Origin of the sequence: Ferrigenium sp. UT5, from assembly GCF_045866295.1 — a bacterium.
GTDB lineage: Bacteria > Pseudomonadota > Gammaproteobacteria > Burkholderiales > Gallionellaceae > Sideroxyarcus.
This window is the reverse complement of the sequence record NZ_BAAFRY010000012.1, coordinates 1-23,081: the sequence shown is the minus strand read 5'-3', so window position 1 is coordinate 23,081 and position 23,081 is coordinate 1. Positions and strand designations below refer to the sequence as shown.

Genomic DNA, 23,081 nt, shown 5'->3' with positions numbered 1-23,081 from the left:
AATGCGGTGCAAAGTTTGTGCACCGGTTTAAATTCTGCATCTAGTCTATTCAGTTGGCAAGCATTTATGGCGCTTCTACCCATTCTGCAATACCCCGATCCCCGCTTGCACAAAGTGGCCAAACTGGTTGTCGCGGTGACCGATGAAACGCGTCGCCTGATCCGGGACATGAGTGAAACCATGTATGCCGCACCCGGCATCGGTCTCGCCGCAACCCAGGTTGACGTGCATGAACGTATCATCGTCATGGATATTTCGGAAGCGCACAACGATCTGAAGGTATTCATCAATCCGGAACTGATCGAGCAAAGCGGCGAAGAAGAAGGTGAAGAAGGGTGCCTTTCGGTTCCGGGAATCTATGAAAAAGTCAGGCGGGCGGAGCGTGTGACGGTGCGGGCGCTGAATGAGTCTGGCGAACCGTTCACTTTGACTGCAGACGGCTTGCTGGCAGTCTGCATCCAGCATGAAATGGATCATCTGGAGGGGCATGTGTTCGTCGAACATCTTTCGCATCTCAAACAAACCCGCATCCGCGCCAAGCTGAAAAAGCAGCGTCGCGAGACGTTGTAACGGCCAGACGTGAAGATCGTTTTTGCCGGGACACCGCAATTTGCCGCCAGCGCATTGAACGCGCTACTGGAGAAGCCGTATCAGATTCTCGCGGTGCTGACTCAGCCGGACCGGCCATCGGGGCGCGGAATGCAACTGGCCGCCAGCCCGGTCAAACAGCTGGCCCTGAATCATGGCCTTTCGGTGCTTCAACCGGATAGCCTGAAGGCAGAAAGCATTCAGCAGACGTTACGCGAGCTTCAGGCGGATGTAATGGTGGTCGCTGCTTATGGCTTGATTCTGCCGCAGTCGGTCTTGCAAATTCCGCGCTTCGGTTGTCTGAATATCCACGCCTCATTGTTGCCGCGCTGGCGCGGCGCAGCGCCGATTCAGCGCGCGATTCTGGCCGGTGATAACGAGACCGGAATCACCATCATGCAGATGGACGCAGGGCTGGATACGGGGGATATGCTGCTGCAAAAAACCTGCCCGATAGCAGGGAGTGATACGGCGCAGACCTTGCATGACAAGTTGGCGACACTGGGAGCGGAGAGCCTCATCGAAACTTTGCATTTACTGGCGGCAGGGGCGCTGCACCCGCAGAAACAGGATGAGAGCCGGACATGTTATGCGGCAAAACTCAACAAGCAGGAAGCGCGCATGGATTGGAGCCGGTCCGCTGTTGAGTTGGAGCGTGCCGTGCGTGCTTACAATCCGTTTCCAACCGCTTTTACCGAGGCGAATGAAACCCTGCTCAAAATCTGGAAGGCCGGCGTCGGGACAGCGTCAGGCCTTCCCGGCACGGTGCTGGAAATCAACGGCACGGGGATCAAGGTCGCGTGCGGGGCTGGCTCGCTGGTACTGGAGGTATTGCAAAAACCGGGAGGGAAAGCCTTGCCGGCCGCGCAGTTCATCCAGGGTTTTTCGCTCAAAGTGGGCGACCGCCTCGGCATGAGTCCCGCGTGAATATCATTCAGACAGAAGCTGCCCGTCTTGTGCAACGCGTGATGGAGGGCGGCAATCTGGATCAGGCATTGCAGGCAAGCCTGCGGGAACATCCGCAATACACCCCGCAACAGCGCGGCGCATTGCAGGATTTAAGCTACGGCACAGTGCGTTATTTCGGCCGCCTGCAATTTTTCCTCGAATGCCTGTTGCTGCGGGCGGTGCGCGATCCCCTGCTCGGTTATCTGATGCTGGTCGCGCTGTACCAGCTCGAATACAGCAAAAGCATGGCGCATGTGATTGTGGACCAGGCCGTCCGCGCAGCCAAGCGGCGCAATGCGGCGACGGGCACACTGGTCAATGCAGTATTGCGCAACTTTCAGCGCCGCCAAGTCGAGTTACGGAGGGAAGCGGACGCAGACCCGGCCACTCGCTACGCGTATCCGCGCTGGTGGATCAGCCAGCTGCGCGCACACTATGGAGAAAAAACCGATGCGGTTCTGGAGGCGGGCAATCAACATCCGCCGATGACCTTGCGGGTCAATGCGCGCCGATGCTCGGCCGCAACCTACCAGCAAATGCTGGCACGGGAAAACATGGCGGCGATTCTTGTGGATCCGGACGCCCTGATTTTGACGCAACCCGTGCCGGTGGACAGGCTGCCAAAATTTGCCGAAGGCTGGGTCTCGGTACAGGATGCAGGAGCACAATATGCCGCGCACCTGCTGGGCGCAGCGGCGGGAATGCGGGTGCTGGATGCGTGTGCTGCGCCGGGTGGAAAGAGCGCGCATTTACTGGAGCGCGCGGATATCGAACTGGTGGCGGTGGACAAGGACGAACTGCGCTTGCAGCGGGTGCGGCAGAACTTGCAGCGCGGCGAACTCAAGGCAGAACTGATCTGCGGCGATGCGGCCAATCCGCAAAGCTGGTGGGACGGCAAACCATTCCAGCGCATTCTGGCCGATGTGCCCTGCTCCGCCTCGGGCGTGGTACGCCGCCATCCCGATATCAAATGGCTGCGTCGCCCGGCCGATATCGAGGGGTTCGCCCGCCAGCAAGCACAGATCCTGGAGGCGTTGTGGCCGCTATTGGCAGCCGATGGTAAATTGCTGTACGCGACCTGCTCTGTTTTTGCGCGCGAGAACGGGCAAGTCATCGCGCAGTTCCTTCAGATGCACCCGGAGGCCGAAGCGGAAGAAATCAATCTGCCGTGTGTGGTCGGACAGGCCGGGCAATTGCTGCCAAACGAAGTTCAAGATGGATTTTTTTATGCCCTGTTGCGCAAAAAATTCTGATCGCTGGTGGCGCTGGCTGGCACTCGGCATACTGCTGATCTTTGCGCGTTCCACGTTCGCCGCCGGGATCAGTATCGATACCGCCGAAGCGCGCCTGACCAGTGCAGGGTATGTATTGTCTGCCGATTTCAACATCCAGTTAGCCCCCCAAGTGGAAGATGCATTGCGCCATAACGTGACGCTCTATTTTGTGGGCGAGCTTTCCCTGCATCGTTCCCGCTGGTATTGGCCGGATGCCGAGATTGCAATGTATCGGCAGACCAGCAAGCTCTCGTTCAATGCCCTTACCGGGCAGTACCGCATCAGTCGCGGCGGCTTGTATCAAAGCTTCGCCACCCTGGAAGACGCGTTGCGCGCTATCGGGCACATTTCCACCCTTCCCATCGAGCCGGCAGAATTGAGCAACGCAGGGGGTGGCCGTTTTTCCCGCTGGTTTAAAAAAGGCAGTCGGATCGATGCCGCAGCCGCATTGAGCCTGGACGTTAGCCAGTTGCCAAAACCCTTGCAAATCAATGCGATGACCAGCGAACAGTGGGATGTCAAATCAGAAACGTTTCAATGGGAAATCAAGGCGAGTACTTCGGCAGAAGAGCGTGCGCCATGAAATACCTGGTGATGATCTTCGCATTGGCTGGCGCGGCGTTGCTGTATCTGTTGGTGAATGCCAGCGGCAATACCGGATTCTATGCGCGCAACTATACCGCGCTGCTTTGGCTGAGCGGCGCCCTGGTGTCGGGCTTGTTGGCGCTGGTGGCTTATCAGGTATGGCTGTTGCGTCGCAAATTGCGCCTGCAAATTTACGGCGCAAAACTCACCCTGCGCATGGCGCTGTTCTTTTCATTCATCGCGGTGCTGCCCGGATTGCTGATCTATGCCGTTTCAGTTCAATTTCTGGAGAAAAGCATCGAATCCTGGTTTGACGTGCGGGTAGAAAAAGCGCTGGAAGGAGGCTTGAATCTGGCCCGCAGTACACTTGAAAACGGGCTGGATGAATTGGAGAAAAAGGGGCGATTCGTCGCACTGATTCTGGCTGAACAGATTCCCGCGCGCCATGCCCAAACCCTCAAGCGCTTCATTGACGAAGGTGTCACCCAAAAATTGGCCGTATTCGGGCTTAACGGGGAATTGCACGCCGTTGCCGGAGCGCGCCAAGACGCTGTGGAAAAGCCCCTCCGCCCCGTTCTGGAGGAAGCGTGGCAAAAGGGAAGTTATCGGCGGATTGACACCCTACAGGACGGCAATCTGCTATTGCAGGTCATTGTACCCATTCGTTCAACGCGGTGGAGGGCGCCCCTGTTGTTGCAGTTTACCCAGCCCGTTCCGGCGCAGCTGGCGCTCGATGCAGAAATCGTGCGGGGCGTGTACGGCGATTACCGGCAACTTTCCTTGTCCAGGCTGGGGTTGAAGCGCTTGTATGGCATCACGTTAACGTTGTCGTTGTTGATCGTGTTATTGAGTGCCTTGGCGACGGCGTTTTACTGGAGTGCAAAGATCAGCGCGCCGCTGGCCGTACTGGCAGCGGGGACGCGGGCCGTGGCAAGCGGGGACTTCAGTGGCACCTACCCCGTTCACAGCAACGACGAACTGGGCGGTCTGACCGCGCTGTTTAATCAAATGATGGCCCAGTTGTCGAGCGCCAAGTTGTTGGGTCAACGACAGCAACAACAGGTCGAGGAAGCCAAGGGCTATCTGGAAAGCGTTTTGGCGCACTTGTCCTCCGGGGTGCTTGTTGTAGATGAACACATGATTGTCCGTTCCGACAACGCCAGCGCATCGCGCATCCTTGAACTGGAAGAAGGCGCACTTCACGGCCGGAGCCTGCAACAATTGGCAGAGCAACACATTCTGTTGCGCCCGTTTATCGAGGCGATCCGGCAGGGGATCGAGCCCGGAATAACGGCGGTTTGGCAAAAACAGATCGAACGGATGAGCAAGAATGGCGATCAGGTCCTTTTGTTGCGCGTCACCCGTCTCGCTTCTGCAGGCCGGCTTGATTACGTGGTGGTGTTCGATGATATTACCTACCTGTTGCAGGCAGAGCGCCAGGCGGCTTGGGGCGAGGTGGCACGCCGGCTGGCGCACGAGATCAAGAATCCGCTCACGCCGATCCAGCTTTCTGCCGAACGCCTGCAGCACAAACTGGCCGAAAAACTCGACGAAAAAGACGCGCAGTTATTGGGGCGGGCGACGGCGACCATTGTGAGTCAGGTCGCGGCGATGAAAAGCATGGTGACCGATTTTGCCAACTATGCGCGCGCTCCTGCGGCCGCGCTATCACCGCTCGACCTGCATCAGTTGCTGGTTGAGGTGATGGGTTTGTATGAAGCCAGCAGCAGCCCGATCAAATTGCGTCTGGAGGCCACCCAATTTCGCATCAACGGTGATCCGACGCGGCTGCGACAGGTGATTCATAACTTGCTGCAAAACGCACACGACGCGTTGCAGCAGGTGGAAAACCGGCAGATTGTGCTGGCCACCGCGGATGCGGAGCGAGGCATGTTGCGCCTGACGGTGAGCGACAATGGCAGCGGTTTTCCGGAAAATTTCTTGTCCAGGGCGTTCGAGCCTTATGCCACGACCAAACCAAAAGGGACGGGCCTCGGTTTGCCCATCGTCAAGAAAATTGTGGAAGAGCACGGCGGCAGCATCTCCATACAGAGCACCACGGGCAGCGGGTCCTGTATCGTGATTTTGTTGCCGGTGCTGGGAGCGAAAACGGGGGAAATGGCATGACAACAAAAAGTATTCTGGTGGTGGATGACGAAGCCGGTATTCGCGAGTTGCTGTCCGAGATCCTGTTTGACGAAGGCTACGGGGTGCTGTTGGCGGAAAATGCGGAACAGGCGCGGCAGCAGATCAAACATCAACCCGACCTTGTATTGCTCGACATCTGGATGCCGGATACGGACGGGCTGACGCTGCTGAAGGAATGGGTTGCCGCCGGATCATTGAATGTGCCGGTGGTGATGATGTCGGGACACGGTACCATTGAAACGGCGGTTGAGGCGACCCGGATTGGCGCGGTAAATTTCCTGGAAAAACCGATTGCGCTGAAAAAGCTGCTGATGACGATAGAACAGACACTACAGCAATATCAGGCATTGTCATGCCCCCCTGTGTTGGCAGCCGATGATCAGGCAAAGAACCCGGGGTGCACGACGGTCGAGCTGCCGCTTGAGCTTCCTTTCAGGGAAGCGCGCGAGCATTTCGATACGTTATATCTGAAATATCATCTCGAAACTGCGCGGGGAAATTTATCTGAACTTGCCGACAAGATCGGGATTGAACGGACGCACTTGTACCGTAAACTCAAGCAACTCGGTCTAAAACCACCCAAACGACCGGCGAGCTAGCAAGTCCTTTTCCCGGCCAGTTGACGCAGAAAAGCGGGCAAAGTTGCCCTGCACCAGCCCGCTGGTGCATAATCGGCATCGAATTTCAGTCCTATAGCGTCCTAATCCCAATAAGTTTTTCTGGAGGAGAATCGAAAATGGCAGCAGCGCGCAACGTTACCCCACCCAAATTCAATGACATCACTGGCGCGATCCGCATGCTGGCGGTGGACGCAGTGCAGAAGGCCAATTCCGGTCACCCGGGTGCGCCGATGGGCATGGCCGAGATCGCCGATGTGTTGTGGAATCGCCATCTGCGCCACAACCCGGCTAATCCGAAATGGCCTGACCGGGATCGATTCATGATGTCGAACGGCCATGGTTCCATGCTGGTTTATGCGCTGCTGCACCTGTCCGGTTACGACCTGCCGATGGAAGAACTGAAACGCTTCCGCCAAATGCATTCCAAGACCCCCGGCCACCCCGAATACGGTTATACCCCGGGTGTGGAAACGACCGGCGGCCCACTCGGCCAAGGCATCACCAATGCGGTGGGCATGGCGATGGCGGAAAAGCTGTTGGCGAATGAATTCAACAAGCCCGGGCACGAAATAGTCAACCACCACACCTATGTATTCATGGGCGACGGCTGCATGATGGAAGGCATCTCGCACGAGGCCTGCGCGCTGGCCGGCACTTGGGGGCTGGGCAAGCTCATCGCGTTCTGGGATGACAACAACATTTCCATCGACGGCCACATCGATGGCTGGTACACCGATGACACGGCGAAGCGCTTCGAAGCCTACGGCTGGCATGTGATTGCCAACGTGCAAGGGCATGATTCAGAGGCGATCGACGCCGCGATCAATGCGGCCAAGGCGGTCACCGACAAGCCCACTTTGATTTGCTGTAAAACAATCATTGGCGCCGGCTCACCCAACAAGGAAGGCACCCACGATGTGCACGGTGCAGCCTTGGGGGATGCCGAGGTCGCCGCGACGCGCGCGCACATCGGCTGGAAATATCCGCCGTTCGAGATTCCGCAGCACGTTTATGACGCATGGGATGCCCGCACCAAGGGCGAAGGACTGGAAAAGCTGTGGAACAACAAGTTCGCCGAATACAAGAAGGCATTCCCGAAGGAAGCCGCCGAGTTCGAGCGCCGCATCAAGGGTGAACTGCCGGCCAACTGGGCGGCGCATGCGGCCGAGTTCATCGCCAAGACCAACGAGAAAGCCGAGACCGTTGCCACCCGCAAGGCTTCGCAGAACGCCATCAACGGCCTGCAACCGGCGCTGCCCGAATTCCTTGGTGGCTCGGCCGACCTGACCGGTTCCAACCTGACCAACTGGACGGGCGCGCACCATGTCAGCGGCAAAAAACCGGGCAACTACATCAGCTATGGCGTCCGCGAGTTCGGCATGTCGCACATCATGAACGGCATGGCGCTGCACGGCGGCTTCCTGCCGTTCGGCGGCACGTTCCTGATGTTCTCCGAATATGCACGCAACGCGCTACGCATGTCGGCGCTGATGAAGCAGCGCGTGATTTTCGTGTTTACCCACGACTCCATCGGCCTCGGCGAGGATGGCCCGACCCACCAGCCGGTCGAGCAGACCGCGACCCTGCGCTACATCCCGAACATGCAAGTCTGGCGTCCGTGCGATACGGTCGAATCGGCGGTGGCTTGGGTGGCTGCGGTCGAGCGCAAGGATGGCCCATCCAGTCTGATCTTCAGCCGGCAGAACCTGCAGTTCCAGAAACGCGATGCGGCGCAAATCGCCAATATCCGCAAGGGCGGCTACATCCTGTCCGAAGCGGCTGGCGGCAAAGCCCAAGCGGTGATCATCGCGACCGGATCGGAAGTCGATCTGGCGATGAAGGCGCAAGCCGCCCTGGCCGCAGAAGGCGTGAACGTGCGCGTGGTCTCAATGCCATCGACCAACGTGTTCGATCTGCAGGATCAGGCGTACAAGAACAGTGTTCTGCCGAAGGGAATGAAGCGCGTTGCAGTCGAAGCGGGCGTTACCGGCGGCTGGTACAAATACGTCGGACTGGATGGGGCGGTGGTCGGCATGGATAGCTTCGGCGAATCCGCGCCGGCACCGGAGCTGTTCAAGCACTTCGGCTTTACCGTGGAGAACGTGGTTAAGGCCGTCAAGGGCGTGCTCTGAAGCGAATCGGTTATTTAAAATTTTTTAAAGGGAGAGAGAACATGGCAAAAATTAAAGTTGGCATCAACGGTTTTGGTCGTATCGGTCGCATGGTATTCCGTGCGGCCGCCAAGGATTTTCCTGAAATCGAAGTCGTTGCGATCAACGACCTGCTCGAGCCGGACTATCTGGCCTACATGCTGAAATACGATTCCGTGCACGGTCGATTCAACGGCGACGTGTCCGTCAGTGGAAACAATCTGGTGGTCAACGGCAAAAACATTCGCCTGACCGCCGAACGCGATCCGGCCAATCTGAAATGGAACGAAGTCGGCGCGGACATCGTGATCGAATGTACCGGTTTCTTCCTGACCAAGGAAACCTGCCAGAAGCACATCGACGCCGGCGCCAAGAAAGTGGTGCAATCCGCTCCTTCCAAGGACGACACTCCGATGTTCGTGTATGGCGTGAACCACGAAACCTACAAGGGCGATGCGATTGTGTCCGCAGCCTCCTGCACCACCAACGGTCTGGCCCCGGTCGCCAAGGTGTTGCATGACAACTTCGGCATCAAGCGCGGCCTGATGACGACCGTGCATGCGGCGACGGCTACTCAAAAGACCGTCGATGGCCCGTCCAACAAGGACTGGCGCGGTGGTCGCGGCATTCTGGAAAATATCATTCCTTCTTCTACCGGTGCAGCCAAAGCAGTCGGCAAAGTGATCCCGTCGTTGAACAAGAAGCTGACCGGCATGGCATTCCGCGTGCCCACCTCCGATGTGTCGGTGGTTGACCTGACCTGCGAACTGAACAAGGAAGCGTCCTACGAACAAATCGTGGCTGCGATGAAGGCGGCTTCCGAGAGCGGCCCTTTGAAAGGCGTGCTCGGGTTCACCAACGAGAAAGTGGTTTCCACCGATTTCCGCGGCTGTTCCCAGCCCTCCACGTTTGATGCGGAAGCCGGCATTGCGCTGGACTCAACCTTCGTCAAGGTCGTGGCGTGGTATGACAACGAGTATGGTTACACCTGCAACCTGATGCGTCTGGTACGCCACATCGCCCAGTAATTTGTCCCGATCAGGGCTGGCCATGCCAGCCCTTTTTCTTCAAGCGAGTTCAAAGGAAAAATCATGTCTGTGATCAAAATGACCGATCTGGATCTCAAGGGCAAACGCGTCCTGATCCGCTCCGATTTGAATGTCCCCGTGAAATACGGGAAAGTGACTTCCGATGCACGTATCACCGCCTCCATGGCGACCATCAACGCGGCACTGAAAGCAGGCGCCAAGGTGATGGTAACTTCCCATCTGGGGCGCCCAACCGAAGGTGAGTATTCTGAAGAGAATTCGCTCAAGCCCGTGGCCGACACCATCGCCAACAAGCTGGGCAAGCCCGTGCGCCTGATCAAGGACTGGGTGGACGGAGGTTTCAACGTTGCCGAGGGCGAATTGGTACTGCTGGAAAATTGCCGCTTCAACAAGGGCGAAAAGAAAAGCACCGATGAACTGGCGAAGAAATATGCCGCGCTGTGCGACGTATTCGTGATGGATGCATTCGGCACGGCTCACCGCGCCGAAGCCTCGACCCACGGCGTGGCAAAATTCGCCCCGGTCGCGGCCGCAGGCATTTTGCTGACCGAGGAACTGGAAGCACTGACCAAGGCGCTGCTCAACCCGGCGCGGCCTATGGTGGCCATCGTCGGCGGCTCCAAGGTTTCGACCAAGCTGACCGTGCTGGAGTCCTTGTCCGAGAAGTGCGAACAACTGGTGGTCGGTGGCGGCATCGCCAATACCTTCCTCAAGGCGGCCGGCAAGAATGTGGGCAAGTCGCTGTGCGAGGATGATCTGGTGCCAACCGCCCAAGCGCTGATGGCCAAGATGCAGGCGCGTGGCGCGACCATCCCCATCGCGGTGGATGTGGTGTGCGGCAAGAAATTCGATGCCAACGAGCCCGCTGTCCTGAAAGACGCGGGCGATGTGGCCGACGACGACATGATTTTCGACATCGGCCCAAAGTCTGCGCAGCAGTTGGCCGACATCATCATGCAGGCGGGCACCGTGGTGTGGAACGGTCCGGTCGGCGTGTTCGAGTTCGACCAGTTCGGCGCAGGCACCAAAACAATCGCCATGGCGATCGCCAATACCAAGGCGTTCACGTTGGCGGGCGGCGGCGACACCATCGCGGCGATCCAGAAGTACGATATCTACGACAAGGTGTCCTACATCTCCACCGCTGGCGGAGCGTTCCTGGAATTCCTCGAAGGCAAGACTTTGCCGGCGGTGGCGATTCTGGAAGAACGCGCCAAACAATAATTCATCAGGAATCACATGCTGCGTAGAACCAAAATTGTTGCAACGCTGGGGCCCGCCTCCAGCGATCGGAAGGTATTGGAGCAAATGATCCGCGCCGGAGTCGATCTGGTGCGGATGAATTTCTCGCATGGCTCGGCACAGGATCACATGAAGCGTGCCGAAACCGTGCGCGCGGCCGCCGCAGCGGTCGGTCGCACCGTGGGGATTCTGGCCGATCTGCAGGGCCCCAAGATCAGGGTGCGCAAATTCGAGAATGACAAGATCGTCCTGAAAAAAGGGGATGCCTTCATTCTGGACGCGGCACTGGACGGCCTGGGCAACCAGGAGCGCGTCGGCCTGGATTACAAGGAATTGCCTGATGATGTCGAGCCGGGCACGGTGTTGCTGCTCAACGACGGCATGCTGGAATTCCACGTGACGGCAGTCAAAGGGGCGGAAGTACATTGCGTGGTCGTGCGCGGCGGCGTGCTGTCCAACAACAAGGGGATCAATCGCAAGGGCGGCGGACTGACTGCGCCGGCCCTGACCGAGAAGGACAAGGAAGACATCAAGACGGCAGCCCTGATCAAGGCAGACTATCTGGCGGTGTCGTTTCCCCGCTCCGCGGACGACATGAAGCTGGCGCGCGAACTGATGCATGCGGCCGGGGGCAAGTCCATGCTGATGGCCAAGATCGAGCGCGCCGAAGCGATTCCGGTTTTGGCCGACATCATCGATGCGTCCGATGCCATCATGGTGGCGCGCGGCGATCTTTCGGTGGAAGTCGGCGATGCGGCCGTGCCGGGCCTGCAAAAGAAAATGATCCGGCTGGCGCGCGCCAGGAACCGGCTGGTCATCACCGCCACCCAGATGATGGAGTCGATGATCACCAGCCCGATTCCGACCCGTGCCGAAGTATCCGATGTGGCGAATGCCGTGCTGGACGGAACCGACGCCGTGATGTTGTCGGCGGAAACGGCGGTCGGCGATTATCCGGTGGAAACCATCGAGGCGATGGCGCGCATTTGTCTCAAGGCGGAACGTGAAGCGGAGGATCATGCGATCGACCGCCGCGGCGCGCACCAGAAATTTACCCGCATCGACCAGTCGATCGCCATGTCGGCATTGTTTGCGGCTTCCCATTTCAAGGTCAAGGCCATCGTCGCGATGACCCAATCCGGTTCGACCGCGCTGTGGATGTCGCGCGTGAACGCGAGTGTGCCGATCTTTGCCATGACGCCGGTGACCGAGACGCTGACCAAAGTGACGCTGTTCAGTGGCGTGCATCCGGTGCTGTTCCCGAGTGACAGGGCGAAGCAAACCGCACAGGAACTGATCGACGCGGAGCTGGAGTTGGTCAGACTGGGTTATGTCGAAGAGGGTGATCTGATCGTGATTACCGTGGGCGAAGCGGTGGGAAAATCCGGCCATACCAATACCCTCAAGATCGTCAAGGTTGGCGACCACCGCAAAAATAGTCTTTAATGCACCAGCTTTTAACGAACGCTACATAGATCTGAATTTTTATTTCATCAGGAGGAAGAAATGGCACTCGTCTCATTGCGTCAACTACTCGATCACGCCGCAGAACACAGCTATGGCCTGCCGGCATTCAACGTCAACAATCTGGAGCAGGTCAAAGCCATCATGGAAGCGGCTGACGAATGCAACAGCCCGGTCATCATGCAAGGCTCGGCCGGCGCGCGCAAATACGCGGGCGAACCGTTCCTGCGCCATCTGATCGAAGCAGCGGTCGAGATGTACCCGCACATTCCCGTCGTCATGCACCAGGACCACGGCGCATCGCCGGCCGTGTGCATCAACGCCATCAAATCTGGCTTCTCCAGCGTGATGATGGACGGTTCGCTGATGACCGACGGCAAGACGCCTTCGTCGTTCGAATACAACGTCAACGTGACGCGCAGCGTGGTGGAAATGTCGCACGCGGTGGGTGTTTCGGTCGAAGGCGAACTGGGTTGCCTGGGTTCCCTGGAATCCGGCCACGGCGAAAAGGAAGACGGCCACGGCGCGGAAGGTGTGCTGAGCCACGACCAGTTGCTGACCGACCCGAATGAAGCGGCCGAATTCGTCAAGCTGACCCAGGTGGATGCGCTGGCCATCGCCATCGGCACCTCGCACGGTGCATACAAGTTCACGAAGCCGCCCACAGGCGACACCTTGGCGATCAGCCGCATCAAGGAGATCCATGCGCGCATCCCCAACACGCACCTGGTGATGCACGGCTCTTCCTCGGTGGAACAGGAATGGCTGAAAATCATCAACGAATTCGGTGGCGCGATGCCTCAAACCTACGGGGTGCCGGTGGCCGAAATCGTCGAAGGCATCAAGCATGGCGTGCGCAAGGTGAACATCGATACCGACCTGCGCATGGCCTCCACCGGCGCGACACGCCGTTATCTGATGCAGAACCCCAAGGACTTCGACCCGCGCAAGTTCCTCGCCGAAACCACCAAGGCGATGCGTGCCGTGTGCAAGTCGCGCTACGAAGCCTTCGGCTCTGCCGGGATGGCCGACAAGATCAAACCAATCTCGCTGGAAAAGATGGCAAACCGTTATGCCAAGGGCGAACTGAACGCAATCATCAAGTAAGCAAAGTTGGCTTGGCAAGCATAAAGCGGCCTTCGGGCCGCTTTTATTTTGGCGCGCGGTGCTTCACCGCAACGCTGGCTGCTCCCGCTTTGTGTGATTGTGAAAGCAAAAAGCGTTCGAATTCGGCAGAGGCCAAGGAAGGACGCTTGTCTTTGCGTTGCACGAGGTACCAGTGCCGCACAATGGGAAATTCTTCGACATCGAGCACCAACAGACGCCGGGTTTCCAGCTCAAGTTCAATGGCATGGCGCGAGATGATGCCGATCCCCATTCCGGCCTGCACCGACTGCTTGATGGCCTCGTTGGTGTCCATCTCCATGTGCGCCGGCAAGGGCAGCGCATGGCTGTCAAAATAACGCTCGACCACGGCCCGCGTGCCGGAGCCCTTCTCGCGCAGCAGAAACGTTTCGCTGGCAAGATTTTGAGCCTTGATCTTTTTACGTTTTGCCAAAGGATGGGCAGGGGCCGCAATCACCACCAGCGGGTTCGGCAGAAAAGATTCGGCCAGCATGTCGGTCCCCTGCGGCGGTTGCCCCATGATGGCGAGATCGGCGATATTGTCCGCGAGCTGGCGCATCACGGCGTCGCGGTTGGCGACGGAAAGCCCTACTTGAATCCTGGGGTGGGCCTGGATGAACCGCGCCAGCAGTTGCGGCATGAAATAATTTGCGGTGCTGACGGCGGTGATGTTCAGATGACCGTGCTCCAGACCCTTCATGGCATCGAACACGCCCTCCATCTCCTGCATCAATTGCAATACCGCGCGGGCGTAATGCAGCATTTCGCGTCCCGCCTCGGTCAAAAACAGTGCCTTGCCGACTTGCTCGAACAGGGGCAATCCGATAGTCTGTTCAGCCTGCTTGATCTGCATGGAGACTGCGGGTTGCGACAGGAACAATTCAGCAGCGGCGCGCGAATGATTCAAATGGCGCGCGACGCTCTCGAAAACCTGCAGTTGTCGCAAACTCAATGGCAGCATGGTGGCGGAATTTTAAACCATAAGATTAACTTATGGTTCTGATAAAAACATTTGACTATTATTTATATTAGCAAGGCCGTAAAGTCCAACCCGTAGCAAGAACATTTCAACGACAAGAGGAGAACGCAATGGATCAATCGAATCGCTATTCCAACCTTAACCTGAAAGAAGCTGACCTGATTGCCGGTGGCAAACATTTGCTGGTGGCGTACAAGCTGAAGCCGGCCAAGGGACATGGCTTCCTGGAAGTGGCATCGCACATTGCCGCTGAATCTTCTACTGGTACTAACGTGGAAGTGTCCACCACCGACGACTTCACGCGCGGCGTTGACGCGCTGGTCTATGAAGTGGACGAGACTGCATTCGGTGACGATCCTGTGAAGGGCGGCGGTCTGATGAAGATCGCTTACCCGGTCGAACTGTTCGACCCCAACCTGATCGACGGCCACTTCAACGTGTCCCATATGTGGTCCCTGATCCTGGGTAACAACCAGGGTATGGGCGACCACGTCGGCCTGCGCATGCTGGACTTCCTGGTACCTGAAGTCATGATCCGCAAGTTCGATGGTCCGAGCGCCGGTATCGCTGACCTGTGGAAGGTGCTGGGTCGTCCGGAAGTGAACGGCGGCTACATCGCCGGTACCATCATCAAGCCGAAGCTGGGTCTGCGTCCTGATCCGTTCGCCAAGGCCTGTTACGACTTCTGGCTGGGCGGCGACTTCATCAAGAACGACGAACCACAAGCCAACCAACCATTCTGCCCAATGGAAGTGGTCATTCCTAAGGTTGTGCAGTCCATGGATCGTGCCCAACAAGAAACCGGCCAAGCCAAGCTGTTCTCCGCGAACGTGACCGCTGACTTCCACGGCGAAATGATCAAGCGCGGCGAATACATCCTGGGCGAATTCGCCAAGATCGGTTCCGAAAAGCACGTTGCCTTCCTGGTGGATGGCTTCGTGACCGGCCCCGCAGGTGTGACGACTTGCCGCCGCGCCTTCCCGGACACCTTCTTGCACTTCCACCGTGCTGGCCATGGCGCGCTGACTTCCTACAAGTCGCCTATGGGTATGGATCCCGTGTGCTACATGAAGCTCTCCCGTCTGATGGGCGCTTCCGGTATTCACACCGGCACCATGGGCTACGGCAAGATGGAAGGCCACGCCAAGGAAACCGTGCTGGCTTACATGCTGGAGCGCGACGAGTGCCAGGGACCTTACTTCTACCAGAAGTGGTACGGCATGAAGCCGACCGCACCGATCATCTCCGGCGGTATGAACGCGCTGCGTCTGCCTGGCTTCTTCCAGAACCTTGGCCACGGCAACGTGATCAACACCTGCGGCGGTGGTTCCTTCGGTCACATCGACAGCCCGGCAGCCGGTGGTATCTCCCTCGGCCAGGCTTACGAGTGCTGGAAGTCCGGTACCGATCCGATCGAATACGCGAAGACCCACAAGGAGTTCGCCCGCGCCTTTGATTCCTTCCCCAAGGATGCCGACAAGCTGTTCCCGGGCTGGCGGGACAAGATTGGCGCACACAAATAAGTTGCAAGTTCAGGCTGCATAGCTAAAAGCAATAAAAATGCGCCCCCACTTGCTGGGGGCGTTTTTTTCCAGGATTTAATACCGTTTTGCGTGTGAGGGCACATGCGGAACAGGAGTCAAAGATGACCAACCAGAATCAATACACCGTCGGCAAGGAGCCGTTCTACCAAGCTCAGGGCGACGAAGTGCTGTTGTATGAAGCCGCTTACGCCGCGCGCCTGCCGGTCATGGTGAAGGGCCCGACGGGCTGCGGCAAATCGCGCTTTGTCGAATACATGGCGTGGAAACTCGGCAAGCCGCTGATCACCGTGGCATGTAACGAAGACATGACCGCCAGCGACCTGGTCGGGCGCTATCTGCTGGATGCCAACGGCACGCGCTGGCTGGATGGCCCGCTCACCACGGCGGCGCGCATCGGTGCGATCTGCTATCTGGACGAGATCGTCGAGGCGCGCCAGGACACCACCGTCGTCATCCACCCGCTGACCGACCACCGCCGCACCCTGCCGCTGGACAAGAAAGGCGAGTTGATTGAAGCGCATCCCGATTTTCAACTGGTGATTTCCTACAACCCTGGCTACCAGTCGCTGATGAAGGACTTGAAACAATCCACCAAGCAGCGTTTCGCCGCGTTCGAGTTTGATTATCCTGCGCCCGCCATCGAGGCAGACATCCTGAGCAAGGAGGCTGGCATCGAGCGCGCGCTGGCGGAGAAGCTGGTGCAGATCGGCCAGGCCGCGCGCAATCTCAAGGGGCATGGTCTCGACGAAGGCATTTCCACCCGCTTGCTGGTGTATGCCGCCACGCTGATCAAGCGCGGGGTCGAGTCGCAAGCTGCCTGCCGCATGGCGCTGGTGCGCCCGATCACCGACGATGCCGACATCCGCGACACACTGGATCACGCCATCGCGGCGACGTTCGGTTGATCGCAACGCAAGCGATGATGGATTGAGCAGATGGCCAACCCCTTGCCCACGGATGAAATGCCGCAGGAGCTGATGCCCTACTGGGCGCAGCTCAATTGCAAATTTCCGCGCGTGGCGGCGGTGTTTCCCGAGTGTCTGCACCGCGCGCAAAGCGTGTTGTCGGCGCAGGGGCTGCATGACTACATCGAAAATGCGCGTTTTCTGGGCAAGATGGGGCGCGGCGCGGAGCCGTTACTGATCTTTCTGGAGGAGTGGCCGGAAGTGGCGCGTGTGCTGGGCGAAGCCGCGCTGGAGCCCACCATTGCTTTCGTGCAGCAGATGACACGCTCGCCCAACGGCCCGGCCATCGTGCCCTTCCTGCAATCTCTGCCAGCCAGCGCACGCCGTTTGGAAACACCGGAACTGTATGGTGAATATCTGCGTATCGCCGAAGGCTTGATGACGCGCACCACGGGTTCGGTACACGGCATCCACCAGACCTTCGCCAGCCCTGGTTTGCCGGAGCTGTTCAAGCAAACCCCATTCCTGCTGGCGCAACTGTCGCTGGCCGGGCTGCGCAACTGGGTGGACTACGGCATCGCTTATTACAACGACCATCCGGAGCGGCAGATCGAATACTTCAGCCTGCAATCGGCCGACAGCCGCGCGGTGTTGCAGCGCGAACGCCACGGCACGCTGCTGCAGGATCACGAGCGCAAGCTCGACCTGCTGCTGCGCGGGCTGTGGCGCGACGAAGCGGTGTTGCATCCCTATCCCACCGTGTTCGTCGAGGCGCAGCATGCGACGCAACCCTGGTTCGACGCGCACGGCATACGCCTGCCCGACGTGTGCGAGGACTGCAACGGAGTCGCCGGGCTCAATGTGTATCGCGCCATGCTGGCGCACATCGCCGCCCACCGCCGCTACAGCCGCGCCATCATCGCGGACAATTTGAGTGTCCTGCAACGCTTCGCGCTGGAGGTGTTCGAGGACAGCCGCGTGGAATATCTGGCCATGCGCGAATATCCCGGCCTGCGCCGCCTGTTCCTGGCACTGCATCCGCAACCCAAGGAAGACGCGTGCGCGGGGCGCGAGGTTTCGGCAGTGCGCCACCGCCTGGCCATGCTGTCGCGCGCGATTCTGGATGGCGCGCATCCCTATCAGAACGAACGCGTGGCCGAATTCGCCGCGCGTTTCCACCAGCGCATGCAGCAGGACGACGGCAGCACGCAGGACATGGTGGAGCTGGCGGTGTTGTTCATCGCGCGCACCGCGCAACACAGCGACTACCTGCCCGACGTGCATTTCGAGGACACGGAAGTGCCCTGGCGCGATGACAACCGCCACCTGTGGCTGTTCATCGAGGAGGAAGAAGACGAGGACGCTGCCGATCAGGAGCAGCAGCCGCCGGAACCGGAAGAGCCGCAGGGCTTGCCGCCGCGCCACTACGCCGAATGGGACTATCGCCATCAGCAATACCGCCCCGACTGGGTCACCCTGTACGAGGGCTTGCACCCGCAGGGCAAGGCTTCCGACATCGACAAATTATTGGAAAAACACGCCGGGTTGTCCAAACGCTTGAAGAAACTCCTCGACCTGCTCAAACCGCAGGACAAGGTGCGCATCCGCTACCAGGAAGAAGGCAGCGAACTCGACCTGGATGTCGCCTTGCGCTCCATCGTGGATTACAGGAGCGGCGCGCAACCCGATCCGCGCATCAACATGAGCCACCGCAACGACGGGCGCAACATCGCCGTGATGGTGCTGCTGGATCTGTCCGCATCGCTCAATGAAAAAGCCTCGGGCAGCCAGCAGACCATCCTCGAATTGAGCCAGGAAGCCGTGACGATACTGGCGTGGGCGGTGCAACAACTGGGCGACCCGTTTGCCATTGCCGGTTTCCACTCCAACACGCGCCACGACGTGCGCTACCTGCACATCAAGGGTTACAGCGAGCCGTGGGACGATACGGTGAAGAGTCGGCTGGCTGCGATGCAAGCCAGCTATTCCACGCGCATGGGCGCGGCGATGCGCCATGCCGCGCATTACCTGGCGCAGCAACAGGCGGACAAGAAGCTGATGCTCATCCTCACCGACGGCGAGCCCGCCGACATTGACAGCAAGGATGGCCGAATCCTGATCGAGGATGCGAAACAGGCCGTGCATGAACTGGACCGGCAGGGCATCTACAGTTATTGCATCAACCTCGATGCCAAGGCGGACGAGTATGTGGCAGACATTTTCGGCAGGCAGTACACCATCGTGGACAACGTCGCGCAGTTGCCTGAAAAGCTACCCGAGCTTTTCATATCTTTGACGAAGTGAAACATTAAATCGGACTTCTGTGCATCGCAGCTGCCCCCCACTGCAAAAATGAATTCCCGAGGTTCATTCAGCAAGATAAGACAGCGTTGTACCGGAATTCGTGCATGATAAAATCCGCGCTTAATTTTTAAGCAAAGAATCCATGAAACTTCAGTTCGGGTCGCATCCCATCGAAAAACTCCTGCAACAGCGCATCCTCATTCTCGACGGGGCGATGGGCACCATGATCCAGCGCCACAAGCTGGGCGAAGCCGACTATCGCGGGACGCGCTTCGCCGACTGGCCGCGCGACCTCAAGGGCAACAACGACCTGCTGGTGCTGACCAAGCCCGAAGTCATCAAGGGCATCCATTGCGAATATCTGGCGGCGGGCGCGGACATCATCGAGACCAACACCTTTGGCGCGAATGCGACCACGCTCAAAGCCTACGGCATGGAGGCGCTGAATTACGAGCTGAACCAGGCCGGTGCCGCGCTGGCGCGCGAAGCCTGCAATGAATTCTCAACTGCTGACAAGCCGCGCTTCGTCGCGGGCGTGTTGGGCCCCACCGACAAGACCGCCACCATCTCGCCCGACGTGAACGACCCGGCGGCGCGCAACATCAGCTTCGACCAATTGGTGGCCGACTACGCCGAATGCACGCGCGGCCTGATGGACGGGGGCGCGGACCTGATCCTGATCGAGACCATCTTCGACACGCTCAACGCCAAGGCGGCGATCTTCGCGGTGCAACAGGTGTTCGCCGAGCGCGGTACGGAATTGCCGATCATGATTTCCGGCACCATCACTGATGCCTCGGGCCGCACGCTGACCGGCCAGGTGACCGAAGCCTTCTACAACTCGCTGGCGCACGCCAAGCCGCTCTCCATCGGCCTCAACTGCGCGCTGGGCGCGGCCGAATTGCGCCAGTATGTGGAAGAGCTGTCGCGCGTCGCCAACTGTTACGTGAGTGCCCACCCCAACGCGGGCCTGCCCAATCCGCTGGCCGAGACGGGCTACGACGACACACCGGAAAACATGTCCGGCCACATCAGGGAATGGGCACAGAGCGGTCTGCTCAACATCGTCGGCGGTTGCTGCGGTACGTCGCCGGCGTTCATCAAGGCCATCGCCGAGGTGGTCAAAGACATTCCGCCGCGCAAGATTCCCGACATTCCTCGCGAATGCCGCCTGTCGGGGCTGGAGCCGTTCAACATCGGCGAGCAGTCCCTGTTCGTGAATGTGGGCGAACGCTGCAACGTGACGGGTTCCGCCCGATTCAAACGCCTGGTGCTGGAAGGAAAATACGACGAGGCGCTGGAAGTCGCCAAGCAGCAGGTGGAGACCGGCGCACAGGTCATCGACATCAACATGGACGAAGCCATGCTGGACGGCGAAGCCGCCATGGTGAAATTCCTCAACCTGATCGCCTCCGAACCGGACGTCTCCAAGGTGCCGCTGATGATCGACTCCTCCAAGTGGAGCATCATCGAGGCGGGCTTGAAGTGCGTGCAGGGCAGGGCCATCGTCAACTCCATCTCGCTGAAGGAGGGCGAAGAGAAATTCCTGCAGCAAGCGCGGCTGGTGCGCAGCTACGGTGCGGCCGCCGTGGTGATGGCTTTTGACGAGCAAGGTCAGGCCGACACCTATCAGCGCAAGATCGAGATTTGTGAGAGATCCTATCGCTTGCTGGCGGGAGACCCGGCGCGTTTCAAAAGTGAAGCGACCTCACTCCCTCTCCCTCCGGGGGAGGGCGGGGGTGGGGGGTCGCTTGATGATAGCGGGAATGCGTCAGAGGATGCCCTCACCCTAACCCTCTCCCGAGGGGAGAGGGGACAAGGTAGTGGCTTCGATCCAGGCATCGGCTTCCCGCCCGAGGACATCATCTTCGACCCCAACATCTTCGCCATCGCCACGGGTATCGAAGAGCACAACAACTACGCGGTGGACTTCATCCAGGCCTGTGAATGGATCCGCAAAAATCTGCCTTACGCGAAGATTTCCGGTGGCGTGTCCAACGTGTCGTTCAGCTTCCGGGGCAACGAACCGGTGCGCGAAGCGATCCACACCGTGTTCCTGTACCACGCTATTCATGCGGGCATGAACATGGGCATCGTCAATGCGGGGCAGCTCGGTGTGTACGAAGAGTTGCCAAAGGACTTGCGCGACGCGGTGGAAGACGTGGTGCTCAACCGTCATCCCGATGCGGGCGAGAAACTGGTCACGCTGGCGGAGAACTTCAAGGGCGGCGGCAAGGAACAGGTCGAAGACCTGGAATGGCGCAACGGCACAGTGCAGGAACGCCTCACCCACGCGCTGGTGCGCGGCATCACGACCTACATCGTCGAAGACACGGAAGAGGCGCGCCTGCAAGCCAGGTTCCCGGTCGAGGTCATCGAAGGTCCGCTGATGACCGGCATGAACGTGGTCGGCGACTTGTTCGGCGCGGGCAAGATGTTTTTGCCGCAAGTGGTGAAGTCCGCACGCGTGATGAAGCAGGCGGTGGCGCATCTCATCCCCTACATCGAAGCTGAAAAACTGCGCTCGGGAGATACCAGCACCAAGGGCAAGATCGTGATGGCGACGGTAAAGGGCGACGTGCACGACATCGGCAAGAACATCGTAACCGTGGTGTTGCAGTGCAACAACTTCGAAGTGGTGAACATGGGCGTGATGGTGCCCGCCCAGCAGATCCTCGATGCCGCGCGCGAACACAAGGCCGACATCATCGGCCTGTCGGGCCTCATCACGCCGTCGCTGGAAGAGATGGCGCACGTGGCGAAAGAGATGGAGCGCCAGGGCTTCACGATACCGCTGCTGATCGGCGGCGCGACGACTTCGCGCGTGCATACGGCGGTGAAGATCGAACCCAATTATCCGAGCGGGCAGACCGTATATGTAGTCGATGCTTCGCGTGCGGTGGGCGTGTGCAGCAATCTGTTGAGCCTGACCTCGCGCCATGAATACATTGCCGGGATCAAGAATGATTACGCCGCAGTGCGTGAAAAGCACGAAGCCAGAAAAAGCAATGCGGCTTATGTCACCCTGGCCGACGCGCGCGCGCACGGGCTGAAAACAGACTGGACGCAATACACACCGCCCATACCCAGGCTGCTCGGCGTGCAAAAACTGGAAAACTATCCGCTCGACACCCTCGTGGATTTCATCGACTGGTCGCCGTTTTTTAACGCATGGGAACTGGCCGGACGCTACCCGAAGATATTGGACGATGAAGTGGTGGGCGTGGAAGCGCGCAAACTATTCGCCGATGCGCAGGCCATGTTGAATAAGATCGTCAAAGAGAAATGGCTCACTGCCAACGCCGTGTTCGGCCTGTTCCCTGCCAACACTGTGAACAGCGACGACATCGAGATCTACACCGACGACACTCGCGACAAGGTGGCGATGACCTGGCACAACCTGCGCCAGCAAACCAAGAAACCTGCCGACATTCCGAACTACTGTCTGGCCGATTACATCGCACCCAAGGACAGCAAGGTGAAGGACTACATCGGCGGCTTCGCCGTCACCACCGGCATCGGCATCGACGCGCGCGTGGCGGAATTCGAAAAGCAGAACGACGACTACAACGCCATCATGTTGAAGGCGTTGGCGGATAGATTGGCCGAAGCCTTCGCCGAACATCTGCACCTGCGCGTGCGCCGCGAGTTCTGGGGCTACGCCGCAGAGGAAGGCTTGAGCAACGACGACCTCATCGCCGAGAAATATCGCGGCATCCGCCCCGCGCCCGGCTATCCCGCCTGCCCCGAACACAGCGAGAAGGCCCCCTTGTTCGAGCTGCTGCAAGCCCCGCAGAACGCCGGCATCACCCTCACCGACAGCTACGCCATGCTGCCCACCGCAGCTGTCAGCGGCTTCTACTTCTCGCATCCGCAGGCGCAATACTTCGCCACCGGCAAGGTGGACAAGGATCAGGTGGCGGACTATGCCCAGCGCAAGGGTTGGACGGTGGAAGAGGCGGAGCGGTGGCTGGCGCCGGTGTTGAGTTACTAATGGGAAGAGTGCAGTAGTGTCCGGTTAAATTAGTCATTCTCGCCACGAAGGTCAATAACGGGTGGGTTTGTGGCGCAAATATTTTGGTGCCGATTTGAAATCAGTTTACCCATATTCCGGTTCAAGTAACGTCCAGTGGTCGATTCCGCTGGAGGTGAGCTA

At 59.0% G+C, this 23,081-nt stretch carries 16 protein-coding genes and 1 pseudogene; 16 read left to right on the top strand and 1 reads right to left on the bottom strand.

Features of this window, described 5'->3' with window-relative positions:
* The first annotated feature begins 66 nt into the window (after window positions 1-66).
* From def to fba, 12 genes and pseudogenes are all read left to right on the top strand, one after another.
* Window positions 67-570 (top strand): peptide deformylase, encoded by a 504-nt coding sequence (def, locus tag ACKTSJ_RS06075; RefSeq protein WP_407898392.1) that lies wholly within the window; start codon window positions 67-69, stop codon window positions 568-570.
* Between the two features lie 9 nt (window positions 571-579).
* On the top strand, window positions 580-1,515 hold the full coding sequence (gene fmt / locus ACKTSJ_RS06070; protein ID WP_407898390.1) for a methionyl-tRNA formyltransferase: 936 nt from the start codon (window positions 580-582) through the stop codon (window positions 1,513-1,515).
* Complete coding sequence (gene rsmB, locus ACKTSJ_RS06065; RefSeq protein ID WP_407898388.1) at window positions 1,512-2,789, top strand: 16S rRNA (cytosine(967)-C(5))-methyltransferase RsmB; 1,278 nt, start codon at window positions 1,512-1,514, stop codon at window positions 2,787-2,789. Before fmt ends, rsmB begins: the two co-directional genes overlap by 4 nt.
* Complete coding sequence (locus tag ACKTSJ_RS06060; protein ID WP_407898386.1) at window positions 2,752-3,393, top strand: DUF4390 domain-containing protein; 642 nt, start codon at window positions 2,752-2,754, stop codon at window positions 3,391-3,393. Before rsmB ends, ACKTSJ_RS06060 begins: the two co-directional genes overlap by 38 nt.
* Window positions 3,390-5,522 carry an ATP-binding protein gene (locus ACKTSJ_RS06055; protein ID WP_407898384.1) on the top strand — a complete coding sequence of 711 codons (2,133 nt, stop codon included), beginning with the start codon at window positions 3,390-3,392 and terminating at the stop codon, window positions 5,520-5,522. Before ACKTSJ_RS06060 ends, ACKTSJ_RS06055 begins: the two co-directional genes overlap by 4 nt.
* Window positions 5,519-5,878 (top strand): annotated as a pseudogene (locus ACKTSJ_RS06050) (response regulator); the annotation flags it as partial. The gene ACKTSJ_RS06055 and the pseudogene ACKTSJ_RS06050, both read left to right, overlap by 4 nt.
* The gene (locus ACKTSJ_RS06045) at window positions 5,855-6,142 is read left to right on the top strand and encodes a helix-turn-helix domain-containing protein (RefSeq protein ID WP_407898479.1); all 288 of its coding nucleotides are present in this window, start codon (window positions 5,855-5,857) and stop codon (window positions 6,140-6,142) included. The pseudogene ACKTSJ_RS06050 and the gene ACKTSJ_RS06045, both read left to right, overlap by 24 nt.
* 137 nt (window positions 6,143-6,279) lie before the next feature.
* Complete coding sequence (tkt, locus tag ACKTSJ_RS06040; protein ID WP_407898382.1) at window positions 6,280-8,295, top strand: transketolase; 2,016 nt, start codon at window positions 6,280-6,282, stop codon at window positions 8,293-8,295.
* A gap of 41 nt (window positions 8,296-8,336) precedes the next feature.
* Window positions 8,337-9,341 (top strand): type I glyceraldehyde-3-phosphate dehydrogenase, encoded by a 1,005-nt coding sequence (gene gap / locus ACKTSJ_RS06035; RefSeq protein WP_407898380.1) that lies wholly within the window; start codon window positions 8,337-8,339, stop codon window positions 9,339-9,341.
* Window positions 9,342-9,404: 63 nt separating this feature from the next.
* Window positions 9,405-10,586 carry a phosphoglycerate kinase gene (locus ACKTSJ_RS06030; protein WP_407898378.1) on the top strand — a complete coding sequence of 394 codons (1,182 nt, stop codon included), beginning with the start codon at window positions 9,405-9,407 and terminating at the stop codon, window positions 10,584-10,586.
* Window positions 10,587-10,601: 15 nt separating this feature from the next.
* The gene (gene pyk / locus ACKTSJ_RS06025; RefSeq protein ID WP_407898376.1) at window positions 10,602-12,050 is read left to right on the top strand and encodes a pyruvate kinase; all 1,449 of its coding nucleotides are present in this window, start codon (window positions 10,602-10,604) and stop codon (window positions 12,048-12,050) included.
* Window positions 12,051-12,110: 60 nt separating this feature from the next.
* Window positions 12,111-13,175, top strand: a complete 1,065-nt coding sequence (gene fba, locus ACKTSJ_RS06020; protein WP_407898374.1) for a class II fructose-bisphosphate aldolase — start codon at window positions 12,111-12,113, stop codon at window positions 13,173-13,175.
* A gap of 43 nt (window positions 13,176-13,218) precedes the next feature.
* Here the strand turns inward: fba and ACKTSJ_RS06015 are convergent, their stop codons facing one another.
* Window positions 13,219-14,154 carry a LysR family transcriptional regulator gene (locus ACKTSJ_RS06015; RefSeq protein ID WP_407898372.1) on the bottom strand — a complete coding sequence of 312 codons (936 nt, stop codon included), beginning with the start codon at window positions 14,152-14,154 and terminating at the stop codon, window positions 13,219-13,221.
* 128 nt (window positions 14,155-14,282) lie between these two features.
* Between ACKTSJ_RS06015 and ACKTSJ_RS06010 the strand changes: the two genes are divergently transcribed.
* The 4 genes from ACKTSJ_RS06010 to ACKTSJ_RS05995 all read left to right on the top strand — a co-directional run bounded on the left by ACKTSJ_RS06010 (window position 14,283) and on the right by ACKTSJ_RS05995 (window position 22,919).
* Entirely contained in the window at window positions 14,283-15,695 is a 1,413-nt protein-coding gene (locus tag ACKTSJ_RS06010) for a ribulose-bisphosphate carboxylase (protein ID WP_407898370.1), read from the top strand.
* Window positions 15,696-15,817: 122 nt separating this feature from the next.
* Entirely contained in the window at window positions 15,818-16,621 is an 804-nt protein-coding gene (locus ACKTSJ_RS06005) for a CbbQ/NirQ/NorQ/GpvN family protein (RefSeq protein WP_407898368.1), read from the top strand.
* Between the two features lie 30 nt (window positions 16,622-16,651).
* On the top strand, window positions 16,652-18,925 hold the full coding sequence (locus ACKTSJ_RS06000) for a nitric oxide reductase activation protein NorD (RefSeq protein WP_407898366.1): 2,274 nt from the start codon (window positions 16,652-16,654) through the stop codon (window positions 18,923-18,925).
* A gap of 142 nt (window positions 18,926-19,067) precedes the next feature.
* The gene (locus ACKTSJ_RS05995; protein WP_407898365.1) at window positions 19,068-22,919 is read left to right on the top strand and encodes a methionine synthase; all 3,852 of its coding nucleotides are present in this window, start codon (window positions 19,068-19,070) and stop codon (window positions 22,917-22,919) included.
* The last annotated feature ends 162 nt before the right edge of the window (window positions 22,920-23,081 follow it).